Origin of the sequence: Asaia sp. SF2.1 (assembly GCF_000505765.1) — a bacterium.
GTDB classification, from domain to species: domain Bacteria; phylum Pseudomonadota; class Alphaproteobacteria; order Acetobacterales; family Acetobacteraceae; genus Asaia; species Asaia bogorensis.
In genome coordinates, this window is record NZ_AYXS01000019.1 from 1 (window position 1) to 18,414 (window position 18,414).

The 18,414-nt window shown below is 60.0% G+C and carries 22 protein-coding genes; 4 read left to right on the top strand and 18 right to left on the bottom strand.

Annotated elements, in window-relative coordinates:
- Positions 1 to 250: 250 nt before the first annotated feature.
- The 3 genes from P792_RS29055 to P792_RS29065 are packed head-to-tail and all read right to left on the bottom strand — an operon-like array spanning position 251 to position 2,454.
- Positions 251 to 1,228 (bottom strand): NAD-dependent epimerase/dehydratase family protein, encoded by a 978-nt coding sequence (locus P792_RS29055; protein ID WP_023978843.1) that lies wholly within the window; start codon positions 1,226 to 1,228, stop codon positions 251 to 253.
- Positions 1,229 to 1,233: 5 nt separating this feature from the next.
- Positions 1,234 to 1,761 carry a DUF192 domain-containing protein gene (locus tag P792_RS29060; protein ID WP_031240885.1) on the bottom strand — a complete coding sequence of 176 codons (528 nt, stop codon included), beginning with the start codon at positions 1,759 to 1,761 and terminating at the stop codon, positions 1,234 to 1,236.
- An 18-nt stretch (positions 1,762 to 1,779) separates the two neighbouring features.
- A complete protein-coding gene (locus P792_RS29065; protein ID WP_023978845.1) occupies positions 1,780 to 2,454 on the bottom strand; it encodes an MBL fold metallo-hydrolase in 675 nt (224 codons plus the stop codon).
- A gap of 232 nt (positions 2,455 to 2,686) precedes the next feature.
- On the opposite strand from P792_RS29065, the gene P792_RS29070 reads away from it, so the two are divergent.
- Complete coding sequence (locus tag P792_RS29070) at positions 2,687 to 3,037, top strand: RidA family protein (RefSeq protein ID WP_023978846.1); 351 nt, start codon at positions 2,687 to 2,689, stop codon at positions 3,035 to 3,037.
- A gap of 149 nt (positions 3,038 to 3,186) precedes the next feature.
- A complete protein-coding gene (locus tag P792_RS29075; protein ID WP_369794235.1) occupies positions 3,187 to 3,963 on the top strand; it encodes a CHAP domain-containing protein in 777 nt (258 codons plus the stop codon).
- Between the two features lie 123 nt (positions 3,964 to 4,086).
- Here P792_RS29075 and P792_RS29080 read toward each other — a convergent pair whose 3' ends face one another.
- From P792_RS29080 to P792_RS37065, 11 genes are all read right to left on the bottom strand, one after another.
- Positions 4,087 to 4,542, bottom strand: coding sequence for a 23S rRNA (pseudouridine(1915)-N(3))-methyltransferase RlmH (locus tag P792_RS29080; RefSeq protein ID WP_023978848.1), 456 nt, complete (start codon positions 4,540 to 4,542; stop codon positions 4,087 to 4,089).
- Between the two features lie 9 nt (positions 4,543 to 4,551).
- Positions 4,552 to 5,007, bottom strand: coding sequence for a ribosome silencing factor (gene rsfS, locus P792_RS29085; RefSeq protein WP_023978849.1), 456 nt, complete (start codon positions 5,005 to 5,007; stop codon positions 4,552 to 4,554).
- Positions 5,008 to 5,135: 128 nt separating this feature from the next.
- Positions 5,136 to 5,792: a nicotinate-nucleotide adenylyltransferase gene (locus P792_RS29090; RefSeq protein WP_051395885.1), complete on the bottom strand. Its 657-nt coding sequence runs from the start codon at positions 5,790 to 5,792 to the stop codon at positions 5,136 to 5,138.
- Positions 5,758 to 7,014: a glutamate-5-semialdehyde dehydrogenase gene (locus tag P792_RS29095; protein ID WP_035439953.1), complete on the bottom strand. Its 1,257-nt coding sequence runs from the start codon at positions 7,012 to 7,014 to the stop codon at positions 5,758 to 5,760. Before P792_RS29095 ends, P792_RS29090 begins: the two co-directional genes overlap by 35 nt.
- Before the next feature lie 77 nt (positions 7,015 to 7,091).
- A complete protein-coding gene (locus P792_RS29100) occupies positions 7,092 to 8,246 on the bottom strand; it encodes a glycerate kinase (RefSeq protein ID WP_023978852.1) in 1,155 nt (384 codons plus the stop codon).
- 79 nt (positions 8,247 to 8,325) lie between these two features.
- On the bottom strand, positions 8,326 to 9,420 hold the full coding sequence (gene ychF, locus P792_RS29105; RefSeq protein ID WP_023978853.1) for a redox-regulated ATPase YchF: 1,095 nt from the start codon (positions 9,418 to 9,420) through the stop codon (positions 8,326 to 8,328).
- A complete protein-coding gene (gene pth / locus P792_RS29110) occupies positions 9,420 to 9,998 on the bottom strand; it encodes an aminoacyl-tRNA hydrolase (protein ID WP_023978854.1) in 579 nt (192 codons plus the stop codon). The genes ychF and pth overlap by 1 nt, the downstream gene beginning before the upstream one ends.
- A gap of 20 nt (positions 9,999 to 10,018) precedes the next feature.
- Positions 10,019 to 10,657 carry a 50S ribosomal protein L25/general stress protein Ctc gene (locus tag P792_RS29115; protein WP_023978855.1) on the bottom strand — a complete coding sequence of 213 codons (639 nt, stop codon included), beginning with the start codon at positions 10,655 to 10,657 and terminating at the stop codon, positions 10,019 to 10,021.
- Positions 10,658 to 10,893: 236 nt separating this feature from the next.
- On the bottom strand, positions 10,894 to 11,478 hold the full coding sequence (locus tag P792_RS29120) for a histidine phosphatase family protein (RefSeq protein WP_031240890.1): 585 nt from the start codon (positions 11,476 to 11,478) through the stop codon (positions 10,894 to 10,896).
- A gap of 12 nt (positions 11,479 to 11,490) precedes the next feature.
- Positions 11,491 to 12,423: a ribose-phosphate pyrophosphokinase gene (locus P792_RS29125; protein ID WP_023978857.1), complete on the bottom strand. Its 933-nt coding sequence runs from the start codon at positions 12,421 to 12,423 to the stop codon at positions 11,491 to 11,493.
- 144 nt (positions 12,424 to 12,567) lie between these two features.
- Positions 12,568 to 13,062 carry a hypothetical protein gene (locus tag P792_RS37065; RefSeq protein ID WP_152530204.1) on the bottom strand — a complete coding sequence of 165 codons (495 nt, stop codon included), beginning with the start codon at positions 13,060 to 13,062 and terminating at the stop codon, positions 12,568 to 12,570.
- 256 nt (positions 13,063 to 13,318) lie between these two features.
- Between P792_RS37065 and P792_RS29135 the strand changes: the two genes are divergently transcribed.
- Positions 13,319 to 14,269 (top strand): DUF563 domain-containing protein, encoded by a 951-nt coding sequence (locus P792_RS29135; protein WP_023978861.1) that lies wholly within the window; start codon positions 13,319 to 13,321, stop codon positions 14,267 to 14,269.
- A gap of 36 nt (positions 14,270 to 14,305) precedes the next feature.
- Here the strand turns inward: P792_RS29135 and P792_RS29140 are convergent, their stop codons facing one another.
- The 4 genes from P792_RS29140 to rfaD are packed head-to-tail and all read right to left on the bottom strand — an operon-like array spanning position 14,306 to position 17,907.
- The gene (locus tag P792_RS29140; protein ID WP_023978862.1) at positions 14,306 to 15,286 is read right to left on the bottom strand and encodes a hypothetical protein; all 981 of its coding nucleotides are present in this window, start codon (positions 15,284 to 15,286) and stop codon (positions 14,306 to 14,308) included.
- Positions 15,286 to 16,092 carry a polyphenol oxidase family protein gene (locus P792_RS29145; RefSeq protein ID WP_023978863.1) on the bottom strand — a complete coding sequence of 269 codons (807 nt, stop codon included), beginning with the start codon at positions 16,090 to 16,092 and terminating at the stop codon, positions 15,286 to 15,288. Before P792_RS29145 ends, P792_RS29140 begins: the two co-directional genes overlap by 1 nt.
- A complete protein-coding gene (gene lgt / locus P792_RS29150) occupies positions 16,085 to 16,918 on the bottom strand; it encodes a prolipoprotein diacylglyceryl transferase (protein ID WP_031240893.1) in 834 nt (277 codons plus the stop codon). Before lgt ends, P792_RS29145 begins: the two co-directional genes overlap by 8 nt.
- Before the next feature lie 8 nt (positions 16,919 to 16,926).
- Positions 16,927 to 17,907: an ADP-glyceromanno-heptose 6-epimerase gene (gene rfaD / locus P792_RS29155; RefSeq protein ID WP_023978865.1), complete on the bottom strand. Its 981-nt coding sequence runs from the start codon at positions 17,905 to 17,907 to the stop codon at positions 16,927 to 16,929.
- A gap of 206 nt (positions 17,908 to 18,113) precedes the next feature.
- Between rfaD and P792_RS29160 the strand changes: the two genes are divergently transcribed.
- Positions 18,114 to 18,398, top strand: coding sequence for an accessory factor UbiK family protein (locus P792_RS29160; RefSeq protein ID WP_023978866.1), 285 nt, complete (start codon positions 18,114 to 18,116; stop codon positions 18,396 to 18,398).
- Positions 18,399 to 18,414: the final 16 nt, after the last annotated feature.

The following is an 18,414-nucleotide window of genomic DNA, read 5'->3' on the forward strand; positions in this document are numbered from 1 at the left end:
TCCCTTCCATAACCTATTCAATTTTCAAAGAACCCCGCCTAACCCACTGATCTTACTCAGCCTTTCAGGCAGTCACCGCGGCGTGTTCCGCTGCGGTGAACGGGCTTTTAGACCCCACACCCACACCCGTCAACACATAATTTCAAAAAAATGACACCTATCTCAAAAAACCGAGACCACGTTTGCCACCCAATACGCAAAACGGGAGACCGAAGCCTCCCGTCTGCCGCATCATGAAGAACGCCCGTATCTAGATAGAATTGGCGGCCTCATACGTCTTGAACCAGGCCACAAAGTGCTTCACCCCTTCCTCCAGCGACACCACGGGCCGCCAGCCTGTCAGCTTTGTCATTTCCTCATGAGAGGACCATGTTGCCTCAACATCCGACAACGGGCGACGCTTTGCCTTGATAACTGCCTTGCGCCCAAGCTCCTGTTCAAGCAACGCAACAAGGCGACTGACAGCTGTCGGTGAATCACTCCCCAGGTTGAAAAGACGGGAAACGCCTTCCTCTGGCTCATTGTCCAAAGCGGCGAGCACGCCAGAGACAATATCGTCGATATAGGTGAAGTCGCGCGCCAGCCCCTCACCTTCATACAAGGTAAGCGGTTCGCCTGCCGTTATGGCGCGAGCAAATTTGTAATAGGCCATATCCGGACGGCCCCACGGACCATAGGCTGTGAAGAAACGTAGTCCGGTCTGTTTCAGGCCATAAAGATGGGCGTAGGCATGGGCCGTCAGCTCACCGGCACGCTTGGTCACCGCGTAGAATGACCCGGGACGATCGACGGCATCGCTCTCGCGAAAAGGCATCGTCTCGTTGAGCCCATAGACTGACGATGATGAGGCATACACGATGTGGCGCAGATCCGGCAGGTGACGCGCGGCCTCAAGCAGCACGACATGTCCCATCATATTGGACGTCACGTAGGCGCAAGGATCGGCCAGCGAATAGCGCACCCCTGCCTGAGCGGCCAGATGCACGATATGCGTAATGCCCGGATGCGCCGCGAGGACCGCCTCAACATCCTCACGGCAACTGAGATCACCCTGATGGAAAGCAAAACCATCCTGACCAGCAAGCTGCGCCAGACGATCCTGCTTGAGCTGAACACTGTAATAAGCATTCAGCGAGTCGAACCCGATCACCTCGTGTCCCTGGCTCAAGAGCTGCGCGGCCACGTGATAGCCGACAAAGCCTGCTGCCCCGGTCAGGAAAACCCTCATGACGTTCAGTGCGCCACTGGAAGTGCCTTGGACGATACGAGATCGCCCACGACAATATTATTCTTTTCCATTGTGCCTGCCGCCACTTCAAGAACAGCGGCAGAGTCACCCTGCCCGACCAGACGACGTTCGCTGAACGGTACAGTCTTTTCAGTAATGGCCTGAATGCGGCCATCCGTCCCGATAAAGACAATATCGAGCGACGGTGCCGTATCACGCATCCACATGGCAGCCGCCTCGGGGGGGCTGAACAGGAAGAGCATTCCTGTATTTTCCGCGATACTCTGACGCGACGATTCCCCGGCTTCCTTCTGCTTTTCTGTCCGGGCGACCTCAACAGTGAAATCATGGCGGCCGCTATGGCGGTCGATGATTGTCAGGGGTTCCTTGTCGAGAGGCTTTTCGGCACCAGCCTGTGCTTCATGCTGATTGTCCCCCGCGACTGCACTGGACAAGGTTGGCGCGCCAGCCAGTGCCGTGGCAGCAAGGACCAGACCGGTCAGAAGCGCACGGCCCCGCAAATTCCTGTTCATGTCTGCGCTCCCGGTTGTTCAGGCGAGGTAAGGATTATTCTGCCGCTCTTCGCCAATCATCGTTGGCAAACCATGCCCGGGCAGAACAATGAAATCGTCAGGCAGGGAAAGCAATGTGCGCTTGATCCCTGCAATCAGACTCTCATGGTCGCCATAAGCGAAATCCGACCGACCAACAACACCACGGAACAACGTATCGCCCACAATGGCCAATTTGTCGGCTCGACTTATATAGATGACATGACCGGGCGTATGGCCTGGACAATGTGCGACTTCAAACCTGCCCGCCGGAAGGTCGATCACCTCGCCCTCCTCGACAAACCGGTCGGGATGAGCGTTTTGCAGGTCATACAACCCGAAGGCCTGGGCCTGATCCTCCACCGTTTCGAGCAGAAAGGCATCGCGCCGGTCAGGACCTATCATTGCAACCGGGGCTGATTGACGTTTTTCAAGGCCCGCACGCAGCGCATCAGCACCACCAACATGGTCGAAATGCCCGTGCGTCAGCAGAATGGCATCGACAGTCATGCCCTCAAGCAGCTGCAGGAGCTCAGACGCGTCACCTCCCGGATCGATAACAACCGCGCGGCCCGTATCGGGATCTTCGAGCACGGTACAGTTCTGACGCAGTGGCGTTACCTTGACGGTGCGGGCACGCAAATCCGGCTCTTCCTCTTCTTGATCGTGGCGCATTCCGGAAGAATGGGCAGCCCGAGAGGCAGAAAAATTCCGGAAGCGTTGCTGTGCAGACCATGATGCGCAAAGGCTTCATGGCCGCGATACCGCGCAGGGGCCATTCGTTCAAGCAATCATATGACGTGCATAGGGCGAGGCAGGATTGACCGGACCCTCTGGCCGCATCAGAGTCCGCCCAGTCCGGCGCAGCGTAACCTGCCCGGAATTACGAGGTTATCAGGAGACGATCATGAGCCGAATCATTCGCACAGAGCCTAATCCCGTCATGTCCAAAGCCGTCGAATATCACGGCTTCGTTTTCACGCAGGGCGTCGTGGCCCGTAATCTCGATGCCGATTTCGATGCCCAGACCGCCGATGTGCTTGAGCAGCTGGACGTCTTGCTTGAACAGCATGGTACGGATAACACCCGCATTCTGCAGGCGCAGATCTGGCTTAAGGACATCAGCGATCGCGATGCACTCAACAAGCAGTGGACGGCCTGGCTGCCTAAGGATTCAGCCCCGGCGCGGGCCTGCGTTCAGGCGATTCTGGCCGATCCGCGTATGCTCGTGGAAATCATGCTGATCACAACAAAGTAAGGCTTATTGAATTTTCCCCGGGTCGACACATTTTATCTCGGGGAAAGTTCATAAAATCGCCATGACTCCCCCTTACATGGGTTGCCAATCCAAGGTGAACACAGTTACCTAGATGCAACACACAACGGGCGGATATCGAATCAATGAACGTGGGACAGAAAAGTTGCCTCAGACTTCTCCGCAGGCCGTTTTTTTCGTCCCTGACCGCTCTATCCCTTCTAGTTGGGTCGGCGGTTCTGGCCCCAAAAGCTGAAGCGCGCCAGAAGGCTGGTCACAAGGCTGTTATGCATTCCGCGCATAGCGCCCGACACATTTCAGCGCGTCACGTCGCACTTCGCCAGACACGCTTCACAACGCGGCGCCACCATTCCGGTGCTCACGTTATCCAGTGTGTTGCCTATGCCAAAGCCGCTTCCGATGTTGTGTTGAGCGGTAATGCCCGTGACTGGTGGGATAACTCTCGCGGCGTTTATGCCCGTGGCTCTGCCCCCGAACCCGGCTCGGTGCTGAATTTCCGTGCTATCCGCCGTATGCCCTATGGCCACGTGGCGGTCGTCCGTGCTGTAGAAGATAACCGCACGATCGTGATCGATCAGTCTCACTGGGCGCAGAACGGTGTTGCCAAGAATGTGCGCGTCATCGATGTTTCTCCCAATAACGACTGGTCTGCTGTGCGCGTAGCGCTCAACAACAACTCCGGTACCTACGGCAGCATCTACCCGACCTACGGGTTCATCTATGGTCGCCCTGATGACGGGGTGATGATGGCTAATAATACGCCTGCGCCTGCTCATCGTTCCACACGTTCGCATAACGTGACGACGGCGAGCTTCGCAGCTCTGCAACATCCGATGAACTCGACCGAAGTGGCAGAGGCCCCGGAAGATGCCTTCAGCGTGGAAGGCCCCAGCCGCAATCTGCGCTGATCAGACCCGATCATCTGATTTCCGCCAAGGCGGCCCGGAAACGGGTCGCTTTTTTTATGGCCTGTTGCCCGCCCTGCAATCGTCACTCGGGACGAAGCGCCTGAGCCTATTGGCAGACGGGATTCAGGGGCGTGCTGAACGATGGTAGGGATGGCCCGCGCTGATCGCGCGCGCGCGGTAGATCTGCTCTGCCAGAAGCAATCGCACAATCATGTGGGGCCAAGTCATACGCCCGAAGGAGATACGGGCATCGGCCCGCTCAATAACGCTGGCCTCCAGTCCTTCAGCCCCGCCAATGACAAAAGAAACCTGCTTGCCGGTTGCAAGCCACGAATCGAGCATGGTGGAGAATTGCTGGGAATCCGGTGAACTACCCCCCTCATCCAGCGCAATCACGATCGTACCTTCGGGACAGGCCGCCAGAATCGCCGCCGCGTCCTTGCGACGGATTTCCAGGGCACTGCCACGCGATTCGCCAATCTCGATCAGATCGACCCTGGGGCGGGTACGCTCGACATAACGGTCGAACAAGTCCCGCTCCGGCCCTCTCTTGAGGCGACCGACCGCCACAATCCTGATCATGCGTAATCAGAGATCCGTCGTGTCGGCTTCGTCACTGGCAGTATCGTCGAGATCCTTGCCCCACATACGCTCGAGCGCATAGAGCGCGCGGCTCTCGGGCTTGAACAGATGCACAACGATGTCACCGGTATCAAGCAGAACCCAATCGGTCCCGTTCGCACCTTCGATGGTGATGCGCTTGATGCCGATTTCGTTCAGCTTGTCTTCAATATGCGTGGCCATGGCGGCAATCTGCCTGTCGGCAATACCTGTAGCGACCACCATATGGTCAGCAAAGCTGGCACGCCCCCGCAGGTCGAGCGTCACGATGTCCTCGGCCTTGTCTTCATCAAGGCTTGCCGTGATGAGTGCCAGCGCCTTTTCAACCAGTTCCGGCTCAGCGCCGGTGCGCGGTGCAGCGGCGCGGGTCTTGCGCGGGCCTGCTGCGGCGGCCTTCTTGCGCGGCGTGCCGGCGGTCTTCATGGTGGCAGTGGCCTCGCCCGTGGTGGGCTGGGTCTTGGTCTCACCAGCGGACGCGCGGGTGCGACGGGCTGGGGTGGGCGTCTCGTCGGACGGTTTTCTGGCGATGGCTCGACACTCCGGTCAATACATTAGAGAGAGAGCGAGGCGGGATAATTGCCGGAATCCCTCAACGCTGTCGCTGATATACCGTTTTGCGGCGCCGGAAGAAAAGCCCAGACACCACCTTTAGAGCGCGACATAATCGGCCCGCGCCGCGGAGGCACGCGCATATGGCTCAACGCGTGGGTGGCTTGGCCCGACAACGCCGTGCGATTGCTGCCCGGTCTTGGCACAACTGCCATGGGAACATGCAGGGCAAGATCGCGCCAGCGACGCCATCGTGTGAGCGTCGCCAGACTGTCTGCTCCCATCAGCCAGACGAAGCGCGCCCTTGGAAAACGCAGCCGCAGCAGCGCAATCGTCTCAACAGTATAACGCTTGTTCAGACGCGCCTCGATGTCGGTGGCGATGATATGCCGCCCGTCAGCCAGGGCACGGGCCGAGTCGAGGCGATTTCCGAACGGCGCCATGCCCCGCCTTGGCTTGAGCGGATTGCCCGGCGAAACCATGAGCCAGACCTGATCAAGCCGCAGATGCGTCAGGGCATAGCGTGCGAGTTGCAGATGACCCGCATGGGCCGGATTGAACGACCCACCAAGCAGCCCGATCGACACCGCACGATTATCGCCATATTTTGGAATTTCCACCACGTCAGGGGCGGGTCTGCCCGGTGCCTCGGACCTCATAACGGAAGGTCGTAAGCTGTTCGAGGCCGACGGGGCCACGGGCATGGATCTTGCCTGTGGCAATACCGATCTCGGCCCCGAATCCGAATTCTCCGCCATCGCAGAACTGGGTCGAGGCGTTCCACATCACCACGGCGCTATCCGTCCCATTCAGAAAGCGTTCGGCGACCTCTGCATTTTCAGTGATGATCGCTTCCGTATGACCGCTGCCATAACGCGCGATATGGGCAAGTGCCGAATCGACATCCTCCACAACAGCGACAGAAAGACGGGCATCGAGCCATTCCGTCGCAAAGTCATCCGACATGGCGGGTTCAAGATCATGCACGATATGACGCGCTGTCTCGTCACCCAGAATGGCGCAGCCCAGCGCATGCAGGTCCTGCACCAGCGCAGGTAACAGGGCCTCGGCAATTGCGTGGTCGATCAGAAGGGTTTCGGTCGCACCGCAAATACCGGTACGCCGCATCTTGGCGTTGGCGAGAATCTCACGCGCCATCGCGAAGTCGGCGTCCTTGTGGATGTAGGTGTGACACAGCCCATCGGCATGAGCGAGAACCGGTACGCGGGCCTCGCGCTGCACCCGCTCGACAAGCGATTTGCCGCCACGTGGGATGATCATGTCGATTTCACCGGCGGCTGTCAGCATGGCGGCGACATGCGCCCGATCAGCATCGGGGACGATCTGCACACAATCACGCGGCAGACCCGCCTTCTCCAGTCCTTCCTGGATGCACGACTGAATGCACCGTGCTGATTGAAGGCTCTCGGAGCCGCCACGCAAGATGACGGCATTGCCGGATTTGATGCACAGGCCCGCAGCGTCAGCCCCCACATTGGGGCGGCTTTCATAGATCATGCCAATGACACCAAGCGGAGTCGCCACACGGCGGATGTTCAGGCCGTTGGGACGTGTCCAGTCACACAGCACCCTGCCAACCGGATCCGGCAGAAGCGCAATCGATTCGAGGCCCTTTGCCATGGACTCGATCCGTGCAGGCGTCAGCGTCAGCCGGTCGATGAAGGCAGCGCTTGCCTTGGAGGAGGCGACATCGCGTGCATTGGCCACAAGAATATCAGGTGCATGCTCACGCAGTGACGCTGCGGCGGCACGCAGGGCCTCGTTGCGCTGGCTTTCCGGGGCTATGGCGAGAAGGCGGGCCGCTGCGCGCGCTGGTCCGGTCAGGGCCTTGAAATCGGACACGGTCGTAGCAGCTTCCATCATTCATTCTCCTGTCTGCCCTGCGGCATCTGGCCCGGCCTAACCCGGGAGCGGCCCAAAGGGCGATCAGCTATGTATCATGCCTGCGCTGCTTGAAAAGATCGGCCCAGGGCAAGGGTCGCGGCAACGTTGCGCGCGCAGCGCCTCAACGCATGCTCTGCCTCGCCGAATGCCTCTTCCAGCGTGCAGGGGCGCTCAAGACAGCTGAAAACGGCGTCGAAGCCCGTTGCAAGCAGATCGTCATGTCCGACACCCAATGTACCCGCAAAGGCTATCACCGGTTTGCCTGCCTTTTTCGCCAGCGTGGCGATTGCTTGCGGTGCCTTGCCCTGCGCGGTCTGACGATCCAGCCGCCCCTCACCGGTGATAACCAGATCCATCTGGCTCACGAGCGTATCCAGACCCAGAAGCCCCGCCACCGCCTCAGCGCCCGGAACGAGCCTTGCCCCGCACAGCCCGACCAGCCCCAGAGCCGCGCCACCCGCAGCGCCCATACCTTCCACCGCCGTCAGATCGCGCCCGCAGCGCAGTTCCACCAGACTCGCAAGGCGCGCCAGCGAGGCCTCCAGAAGCGGGATCATGGCAGGTGTTGCCCCCTTCTGAGGCCCGAATACGGCAACAGCGCCGGTCTCTCCCAACAGAGGAGCCGTCACGTCGCACAAAATTTCGATACGGCACTCTGCCAGCCGCGGATCGAGCCGGTCGTCATCCAGAGAGAACACCGCCCCAAGCGGTCCTCCTCCGTGAGGAATTTCCTGGCCCTGCAGATCGCGCAGCGAAACACCCAGCGCCTGCAAAAGACCCGCCCCACCGTCGCAGGTGGCACTGCCGCCAAGCGCAAGAACCAGATGCCTGCACCCCATATCAAGGGCTGCGCTCATGAGTTCCCCCACGCCATAGGTGGTGGTGAAAAGAGGTGAGCGCGATTCGAGCGGGGTTTGGGCCAGACCGGCGGCCTCGGCCAGTTCGATCAGTGCTGTCCGGCCATGATCGAGAACAGCGAAACGCGCCGAAACAGGCACACCGAGCGGGCCGCACACATCGCGGGTTTCAAGTCGGCCGCCCAATGTGCGGGCCATGATGGCGGCAGTTCCCTCCCCGCCATCCGCCATAGGAAAGGCGTGATAGCGGGCATCCGGATAGATTTCCCTGAAACCGCCGATAATCGCCTGAACCACGGCCTCTGCCGTCAGGCTCTCCTTGAAGGAGTCACAGGCAACGAGAATGTCCATCAGCGCCTCCGGTAAGACGCCCTATCATTGCCTCAGGATCAGGCCGGTCAAGTCCTGATCCTGTCAAACCCGAATAGAGTCAGACGTTGAAGCGGAACAGCAGAACGTCACCATCCTGCACGACATATTCCTTGCCTTCGATACGCAGCTTGCCCGCTTCCTTGGCACCGGACTCGCCGCCACAGGCGATGTAATCGTCATAGGCCACTGTCTCGCAGGCAATGAAGCCGCGCTCGAAGTCGTTATGAATGACCGCAGCCGCCTGAGGGGCCTTTGTGCCCTTGGTGATGGTCCAGGCGCGCGTCTCTTTCGGACCGACCGTGAAGTAGGTGCTCAGACCCAGCAGGCCGTATCCGGCGGCAATCACACGATCCAGACCGGAATTGCTCAGCCCCAGCCCTTCGAGGAACTCGGCGCGCTCTTCCTGCGGCAGCTGGCTCACTTCGGCTTCGATCGCCGCAGACACCACCACCATGGCAGCGCCTTCGGCCTCTGCGCGCTTGCGCACCGCTTCGGAGTGGCTGTTGCCGGTCGAGGCAGAACCTTCTTCCACGTTGCAGACATAGAGCACCGGCTTGGTGGTCATGAGTTGCAGGCGGCGTGCTGTTTCTTCCTCACCCTTGGGTACGGCAGTACGGGCGGGCTTGCCCTCGCGCAGGGCAGCCATGATGGGATCCATGATGGCGAGCTGCTGCTGCGCCTCACGGTCATTGCTGCGGGCGCGCTTCTGCAAGGCCGTCTGACGTTTTTCGAGCGAGTCCAGATCGGCCAGCATCAGCTCGGTCTCGATGATCTCGGCATCGCGCACCGGGTCTACGCCACCTTCGACATGGGTGATGTCGTCATCCTCGAAGCAGCGCAGGACGTGGATGATGGCATCCACCTCACGGATATTGGCAAGGAACTGGTTGCCCAGACCTTCACCACGAGACGCTCCACGCACAAGACCGGCGATATCGACGAATTCGAGACTGGTCGGCAGGATCTTCTGCGACTTGCCGATACGCGCAAGATTGTCGAGGCGCGAATCAGGCACGGCGACGCGACCCACATTCGGCTCAATGGTGCAGAAGGGATAATTTGCTGCCTGAGCTGCCGCCGTTTCGGTCAGCGCGTTGAACAGGGTGGATTTGCCCACATTGGGAAGCCCCACGATGCCACAATTGAAGCCCATCAGCGTTTCTCCCCGCACAGCATGGCGATTTTTGTCATTGTCGCTTCCGGTTCCCCCTTGGCCAGCAGGGGCGACGCCGCAGCCACGGCGTCGAGAAGCGTTTCAAGTTCTGTCTGTTCGGCCTTGGCGAAATCGCCCAGCACATGGCCTGTCACACGGTCCTTGTGACCGGGATGCCCGATGCCGAGACGCACGCGCTGATAATTCTGGTCACCCAGCATACGGTCCATGGAGCGCAGGCCATTATGGCCCGCCGCACCGCCACCGCGCTTGACCCTCACCTTGCAGAACGCAAGATCGAGCTCGTCATGAAACGCCGTGATATCGGAAACCGGAATCTTGAAGAACCGCGCAGCCTGCTGCACGCTCTCGCCGGACAGATTCATATAGGTCATGGGCTTGAGCAGAAGAACCTTCTGTCCCTCGATGCTGCCCTCGGCCGTCTCTCCCTTGAAGCGCGAGCGCCAGGGAGAAAACCGGTAGTATTCGGCAATACGCTCGACAGCCATGAAGCCAATATTATGGCGCTGTCTGCGCATGCCGGGCTCGGGGTTACCGAGCCCAGTCCAGAGTAGCATTGCGGCCACCCTGAGCGGTCTTACTTCTTCTTCGCAGGAGCGGCGGCTTCAGCAGCGGCCTTCGCAGCGGCTTCAGCTTCCATCTCGGCATCGACCGTCGGCGGCGCGATGGTGGCGATGACGAAGTTCGGCAGCTGCAGAACCGGCGTCACGTTCTCGGTGCCGGTCAGGTCGTCCCAACGCACGTTGTCGTGGATGTCGAGTGCGCTCAGATCAACCGTGAAGCTGGACGGGATGTTGTCCACATCAGCCATGACGTCCACCGTGTGACGGACCAGGTTCAGCACGCCACCGCGCTTGATGCCAGGGGCCTTGTCTTCACCGGTCACGTGGATGGCGACGGTCACGTGGACCTTCTCGCCAGCAGCCAGACGCTGGAAATCGACATGGATCGGCGCATCGGTCACGGGGTGCAGCTGAACTTCACGCAGAAGGGCGCGCACGGTGCCACCTTCGAGCGGCAGTTCATACAGGCGCGAGCGCCAGCCACCACGGACCATTTCCTTGTGGATGATGCGCGGATCGATCTGGATCAGCGAGGCTTCCTGCTTGCCACCATACACAACACCCGGCACCAGACCGGCACGTCTCGTTGCGCGCGCTGCCCCCTTACCAGCCTTCGCGCGCGTAGAGACTTCGAGGGACGTCATATTTGTCACGGTATTCTCCCAAATTCATTGCACTCATGGCCTCCAGGGGTGCCTGAGTGATGGGGCGCCTTACCGGAATTGGGGGGGTAAAGCAATGTTCTTCGGGATTCGGGAGGGGGATTCTTCTCGGGGCTCTGCCCCGAAACCCGCAAAGGGGCACAGCCCCTTTGATCCCGACACTGTTTCAGTCAGGGATGAAAGGGATCCGTTCCGTTCACGGGGCGCGGGGGAGCGCCCCGCATCGCTCACTCGTAGGCGGTGAGCACCCAGCCATTATCTGTCGGGTCGCAGTAAAGCGGCACGGCATTGGCGAGGCGGACATTGATGGGCAGGCTCATGGCGGCGCGCAGGGCGCGGAACAGGGCCCCATGCGCGACAATCAGAGGGATACCGCCCTGTTCGAGCGCATGATTGACCGCCCCGGCAGCACGGGTCTTGAGGCCCTCGAATGTCTCGCAGCCTTCTGGCGTAAACTCGCCGGCGATCCACGGATCGTACCAGTCGCCCATAGGCTCACCCTCCATCACACCGAAGCAAACCTCTTCAAGGTCGCGATCCGTGCTGAGCGGCAGGGTGACGCCACTTGACGTTGCAATGGCCTGCTGGGCAGCCATCGCCGTGTCATGGGCGCGCGTGAGCGGAGAAGACACGATCTGGCTGATAGGCGCTGCACCATCGCGCCAATGCTGCGAGAGAGACGCGCCAGCCTTGACGGCCTGTTCGCGACCCGTGGCATTCAGTGGGATGTCCGTGCGGCCCTGGGAGAGGTTTTGGGCGTTCCAGTCGGTCTGACCGTGGCGCAGATACCAGAAGGGGCGACGAAGCAGCATGAAAACCAGTCCTTAATCGAAGAGCGAGGAGACAGAGCTTTCATCTGCCACAGCACTCATGGCACGCGCCAGCAGATTGGCGGTGCTGATCTGCCTGATATTGGGTGAGGCTTCCATCGCCTCGGTCGCCGGAATACTGTCGGTCAGGGTGAGCATCCGGATGGGTGATGCCGTGATGCGCTCCACGGCCTGACCGGTCAGGACGCCGTGGGTGACATAAGCCTCTACCCCGGCAGCACCGTGATTGATGAGGGCCTGGGCCGCATTGCACAGCGAACCGCCGCTATCGACGATGTCATCAACCAGAATACAGTAGCGACCGCTGACATCACCGATCACGTTCATGACCTCCGAGACGCCAGCGCGCTCACGCCGCTTGTCGATGATGGCAAGATCGGTGTTCAGACGCTGCGCCAGTTGACGCGCACGCACCACACCGCCGACATCGGGGGAGACGATCATCAGGTCTTCATTGGGATGGCGCGCATTGATATCGCGCTTGAAAAGCGGGGCCGCGTAGAGGTTATCGACCGGGATATCGAAGAAACCCTGTATCTGCATGGCGTGCAGATCCATGGTCAGGATACGGTTGGCACCGGCTTCGACCAGCAGATTGGCGACCAGTTTGGCGCTGATAGGGGTGCGCGGCCCCGATTTGCGATCCTGCCTTGCATAGCCGAAATAGGGCATGACAGCCGTGACACGACGGGCCGACCCGCGACGCAGGGCGTCGAGCATGATCAGCAATTCCATCAGATTGTCATTGGTGGGTGAGCAGGTGCTCTGGATCACGAACACGTCTTCACCGCGCACGTTTTCCTGGATTTCGACAAAGACCTCGGCATCGGCGAAGCGTCGTACAGACACCTTGCACAGCGGGAGACGCAATTCCTGAGCAACGGCACGCGCCAGTGGCAGGTTACTGTTACAGGCGACGATCTTCATCGGGAAACGACTCCGGTCCGGGGCGGCAGCAAACGCGGCCTTCTAACAACGTCGGGCAAGGCTGTCATTAACTCATGGGGGTCGAGGGTAGCCGATAGAGCGTTTTTTACAGGCCTAGCCCCGCCTCTGCCCATGTGCTGGGTATCAGCTCTCGAAATGCGATCCGAAGTCCTCGTAACCATCGAACACATGCACCCCGGTCTTCCTGCAATCGGGCCAGACTTGTTCGACATCCTCCAGACAGGCTTCTGAAGGAACATAGAGCATTGGATGATCTCCTCCTCCGCTTGGATCAATCAGAGATAAGCCATGTGTCTCGATGAGGTGCCACAAGGCGCGGATCGTGCCTTCACGGCCGAGAGGCCGGTCCCAGTCGAGGCCGTCGACCTGCCCGTCCCTGGCGCTAAAATGGAAACTATCGGTACGCCTCTCCGAATGTATCCTGCCATCGGGACCGATGTAAGTTTTCTCTTCCCCCGTCTCAATAGAGATCTCACCGTGTTCCTCTTCCGCATTCCATTCTCGGTAGAACGGATCACCAATCCCCTTAAGAGCACGGCGAACATCTTGGACCGGGAAACGGCCCAGGCCATTCTCGGCATTAGGATCGAATTTGTGAATGTAGATGTTTCTACTCAATGCTACCTTCCTAGAAGAGAAATATATAGACAAGAAAACTCATATGAATTAACATTGTGAATCTGGTAATAGCAAGTTTTTTTTACCAACAAATACAATCTATTAGAACTATATTAATATTCTATACATAAATATTTTGAAGATCGCATGTGAACTCGCGACCAAACGCTGATCACCCTCACCAATGAGCCGGATAGACGTCCCGAGAGCCTGACTCAACACTTTTGGCAGGACGCATATCATTCAGACCAGGCCATTGCTGGCGCATCATGACGCTGCTCTTCTGCGCCACAATTCACTCTACACCCCGGCAGGCATCCTGATCACTGACTCGACTTATTGTTCGGGCGTTAATGTTCAGGGCAGTTTCGAACTTCAGATCCACGCGCCCCAAATCATCGCGATTGAGACAGAACAGGATCAATGCGAGCACAGCGAGGCATTCCACGATTGCTTCTGGATTGGCTATTTTCACGATCATTTCGGCCACTTTCTCACCAGCACCCTCGCGCGTCTATGGGCTCTCGATGCTCATGGCTCACGTGCACAATGGTATATCGCCCCGACCTACACGCAGTCTCGCGACCATGAGGGCTTCATCCTGCCTATACTGAATAGCCTGGGCATCGATCATTCACGCATCATCGCACCTCCGGAAAACACCTCAATTCGTGGGGTCAGGATTGCCGAACCGGCCTTAGTGGAGAATGCGCATTGCTACCGTGAGTGGGGTCGCTTCATGCAAGCAATCGGCCAATCGTTTCTCAATCGGCACCAGAGGCATTCCGCATCACGCCCCGTCTTTCTTGCACGCAGCAAGGCATCGGCCACGACAAGACGTTATGATGGCGAGCACGAGCTGAGCGTGTTCCTCGCCAGCCTTGGCATTGAGATTGTCCATCCGCAGGAACTGCCTTTTGCAGAGCAGCTTGATCTATGGGCGTCTCACAGCATCTTTGTCGGATTTTCCGGATCGGCGTTCATGAATGCCGCGTTCTTTCAGGGAAAGACAGTCATCATCCTGAACCACGATGGCTATATTTTCGGCACACAGCGCATGATCGATACAATAGGTGGCCATCATGCTGTCTATCTCGATGTCAGTGCCTTCCTGAGTGTCACTGACAATGAGCATCACCATTATCTCATCCGCGAACCCGCACGGCTTGCCGTCGAGATTGTACAAGCCTGCCGCCGAACTGTCTGAACACAGACGGCGCGCGTTGTCAGTCTCTGGGAAATCTTACGACTTTTCTGACGGCGGGCTGGCGCCGGTTGTCCCTCTTGGCGGCACAGGGGTCTTGTCAGCCCCACTCTGGTCAGGCGAGAGCGGCTGGTGATTGCGGCCTGAGTAATTGGTGATGATCTGATGTACGGCACCTGACGCCTCTGCGGCTACGACCATCGCCACATCACCCCATGCGCCATCAAGGGAATGGGCGTCGATATCGTGAAGCTGTGTTGCTGCGCCGGCTTCCTTGCCATCTGCCGCCACGGTGCGCCAGACGATCTCGATATGCTGAAGCGGGTGCCCAGTATTACCGGCAGGACCGTCGCTCAGGGTCACAATGCACTCCACACTGTAATCAGCGGCCTTGGCATCACGCTCCAGCTTGTCATGCTGGTCGGGAAAGCTGGCAACGAAGGCGCGGGCGAGTGCCACATTGCCATCGCCCGGAGCACCATGCACGCCCTTGAAGAACACCTTGGCAGGGCGGCGCTTGAGGCTATGCGGATCAGCCTGCATCATCGAGGCCTGAATGCCCGTCAGCACATTGGCAATTTGCGGCGCAGAACCGGCGGCAAGGGCTGAGAGTTGATCAGCCTGTCCCTGGGCCCAGACCGAGGCCGCGACCGGAGCCGCGTCCCAATGCCCCCGGGCCTCGCCATTGGGCATCATGATTTCGTAGTGCGGCGTGACCTGATCACCCTGCATGGTTGCCGACAGCCTGAGCCACCAGTCACCCGGCTTGGCAGGCTGCGCTACAGCCGGAAGCGATTGGTCAACCAGTTGCGCCGCGACGTCCTTCGCCCAGAGGGTCGAGGCATTATTGTCCAGCAGTGATGCGGCTGGGGTGGGTACAGCCAGTCTCGGTGGTGGCGTGGTCAGGGCCAGACGGCGCCCTTCCGGCCCCGGATCACCAAAGGGATGCGGCATATCGACGCACCCGGCAAGCAGGGCCAGTGCTCCACACAGCCCGGAAAAACGTATAATCCGACCCATCACGCGACTGCCCCTGCCCTGATGGCTGAAATCTGATGTCCGATTGCACCGCCCCCCGCCAGCGTGCGCCGACGATGGCTGAAAAAGCGTAGCGCATCGTACCGGGTGTCGAGCCCGATCATGGAAACATGGCGCAGCCCCGCCCGCCTGAGGCGATACAGACAGTATCCTGGCAGGTCGAACAGGTAGTGCCCTGCGCGGGGTGCCTCGATGAAAAAGCGCTCGGCAGAAGGTGCGACAAGCGAAGAGCCATCCAGCACCTCCGCACGCATGTCGGCCCCAACCTCGTATCCCGCCTGACGGATGCAGGGCCCGACACAGACAGTGACATCCCCTGCGCCAAGAGCCTGCATTGCGCCCAAAGTGGCCTCCAGCACGCCGCCCACGGCACCGCGCCAGCCGGCATGGGCGGCTCCCACAACGGTGCCATCAGCACTGGCAAACAGTACCGGTCCGCAATCGGCCGTGATGACACCCAATGCGAGATCGTGACGATTGCTCACCAGGGCATCGGCCCTGGGGCCCTTTCCTGTGGGCCAGACCGGCGTATCATGCGTGAGAACCACGACATCGGGGGAATGGGTCTGGGTCAGACCCAGCAGGGACGACGCCTCAACCCCCAGATATCCTGCCACACGCCCGCGATTGACCGCGACATTCGCCGCGAGATCGGCAGAAGCGAGCGAACAGTTGAGTGTGTCATAGGGCGCCGGTGACACACCCCCACGGCGCGTGAAAAAGCCGTGGCGGACATGCGACAGCGATGGCGCTGGCAAGACCCAGCCGCGCGGTGCCTGATCAACCATAAGCCTTCTCTCCCTCAAGGGTATGGGGATGGCGCGTACCGAATGCCATGAGCCAGAGCCCGGCGAGCGCCATGGGGATGCAGAGCACCTGTCCCATGGTCACGCCAAAAGGCAGAAACCCGATGAAGGAGTCGGGTTCGCGAAACAATTCGCAGAAGCTGCGGGCCAGCGCATAACCAAACAGGAACAGACCCGAGAGAAAGCCATAGCGCACGCGCGTCCAGGCACGGCTTACCGCGGCAAGCATGACGCAAAGCAGGACAAGGCCCTCCATAAGGGCTTCGTAAAGCTGCGAAGGATGCCGTGCGATGGGGCCACCTGTCGGAAATACCATCGCCCAAGGCAGCCAGTCCGGCGCCGCACGCCCCCAGAGTTCACCATTGACGAAATTGGCGCAGCGCCCCAGCCCGAGCCCAAGCGGTACGATGACCGTAATACGGTCGGAAAAGGACAGGAAACTCAGCCCGTTGCGCCACGTGAACCACGCCAGTGCCAGAATGACCCCCAGCGCCCCCCCATGAAACGACATGCCGCCCTGCCAGACCTGAAGGATCGACAGGGGATGAGTCAGATAGAAGCCGGGTTTGTAGAACAGGATGTAACCCAGACGCCCGCCCAGCACGACGCCAAGCATGGCCCAGAAGGCAAAATCATCCACCTGCTCACGGGTGGCAGCGCGTGGCGCCAGCCCGCAGAGCCGGATAGCGATCTTCCAGCCAATCAGGATCGACAGGATATAGGCCAGCGCATACCAGTGCACGGCCAGCGGCCCAAGACGGAAGGCGATCGGGTCGAATTGCGGCAGGATGATCGGATGGGCGGACATGGGGTTCTTTACAGATAGGGGTCGGGCGTCGCGAGATAGTCGCGCACGTAGCGGGTAATTCCCGCCTCAAGCGTCGTGAATGGCCTGTCATACCCGGCAGCACGCAGGCGCGACATGTCGGCGCAAGTATAGGATTGATACTGCCCCTGCAGGGCCTCGGGCATATCAATGAACTCGATGCGGCGCGGCACACCAGCCGCATCGCACACTGCATTGGCAAGGTCGACATAGCTCCGCGCCGTGCCGGTGCCACAGTTGAACAGGCCGCTGACATCGGGGTGATCATACAGCCACAGCATCACATCGATCAGATCGCCCACCCAGATGAAGTCGCGCGATTGCGCGCCGTCAGCCAGATCGGGACGGTCGGAGCGGAACAGCCGGGCCGGCGCACCGCGCATCACCTCGTCATACTTCACCTTCACCACCGAGATCATGGATCCCTTGTGATATTCATTGGGTCCATAGACGTTGAAGAATTTCAGACCGGCCCACTGGCGCGGCATCACGCCACCCGAGGCCTGTCGGGCCAGAAGATGCTGGTCAAACACATGCTTGGACCAGCCATACAAATTCATGGGCCGCAGCGTCCCGAGCGATTCGGGCGCATCGGAAAAGAGTTCCGGCCGGTCGGCTGCGCCATAGGTGGCAGCAGATGACGCATAGAAGAACGGCACATCGCGCGAGGCGCACCAGTCGAGCAGCGTTTCGGACAGGGTGATATTGGTCTGCCAGACCAGATCGCCATCGCGTGCCGTGGTGCTGCTGATGGCGCCCATGTGAAACACGGCCTTGATGCCGGTCGTGTTGATCAGGAAGGCATCGAGCTCCTCCGGGCTGATCAGCAGGTCCGGGGCATGTTTGGCGAGATTGCGCCACTTCCCCTGGTCACGAAGGCGGTCCACGACCGCGACAGCCTCACCCCGCGCCTTGAGCGCTGCGACCAGGCACGAGCCAATAAATCCGGCGCCGCCGGTGACGATCATCATGGAACCTGTATAAGACGCCGCAACGCAACCTCCAAGCCACACCAGCCGGAGAAAAGCGCGGCCCTGGCATCCTGATCCTCCATGCCGCGTTGCAGCCGAACGATGTGGGGGCCAGTCTGGGCGGCATGACGCCCTGTGTTGGCTACACGGGGGCATTTTCACCGCCCGGTGACAAGGCCGGGCGACACGACAGCAAGGATACCGCCATGGCAGACCGGCCCCGTTTTTTCGATGATCTCGCAGGTGTCGCCGGAGGTGCCTTTTCGGCCCTGACCGGTCTGCGGGAAGAAGTCCATGCCATGGTGCGCGCACGGATTGACGAGGTTCTGTCCTCGCTCGATCTCGTGCGACGCGACGAGCTGGATGTGGCCCGCGAACTGGCCACACGGGCTCGCATGGCGCAGGAAGATGCCGATGCCCGTATCGCCAAGCTGGAAGAGCGGCTGTCCGATCTGGAAAAGGCCGTAACCGCCCCACCGTCACACGGCTGAAGGCCCTGCGTACCTG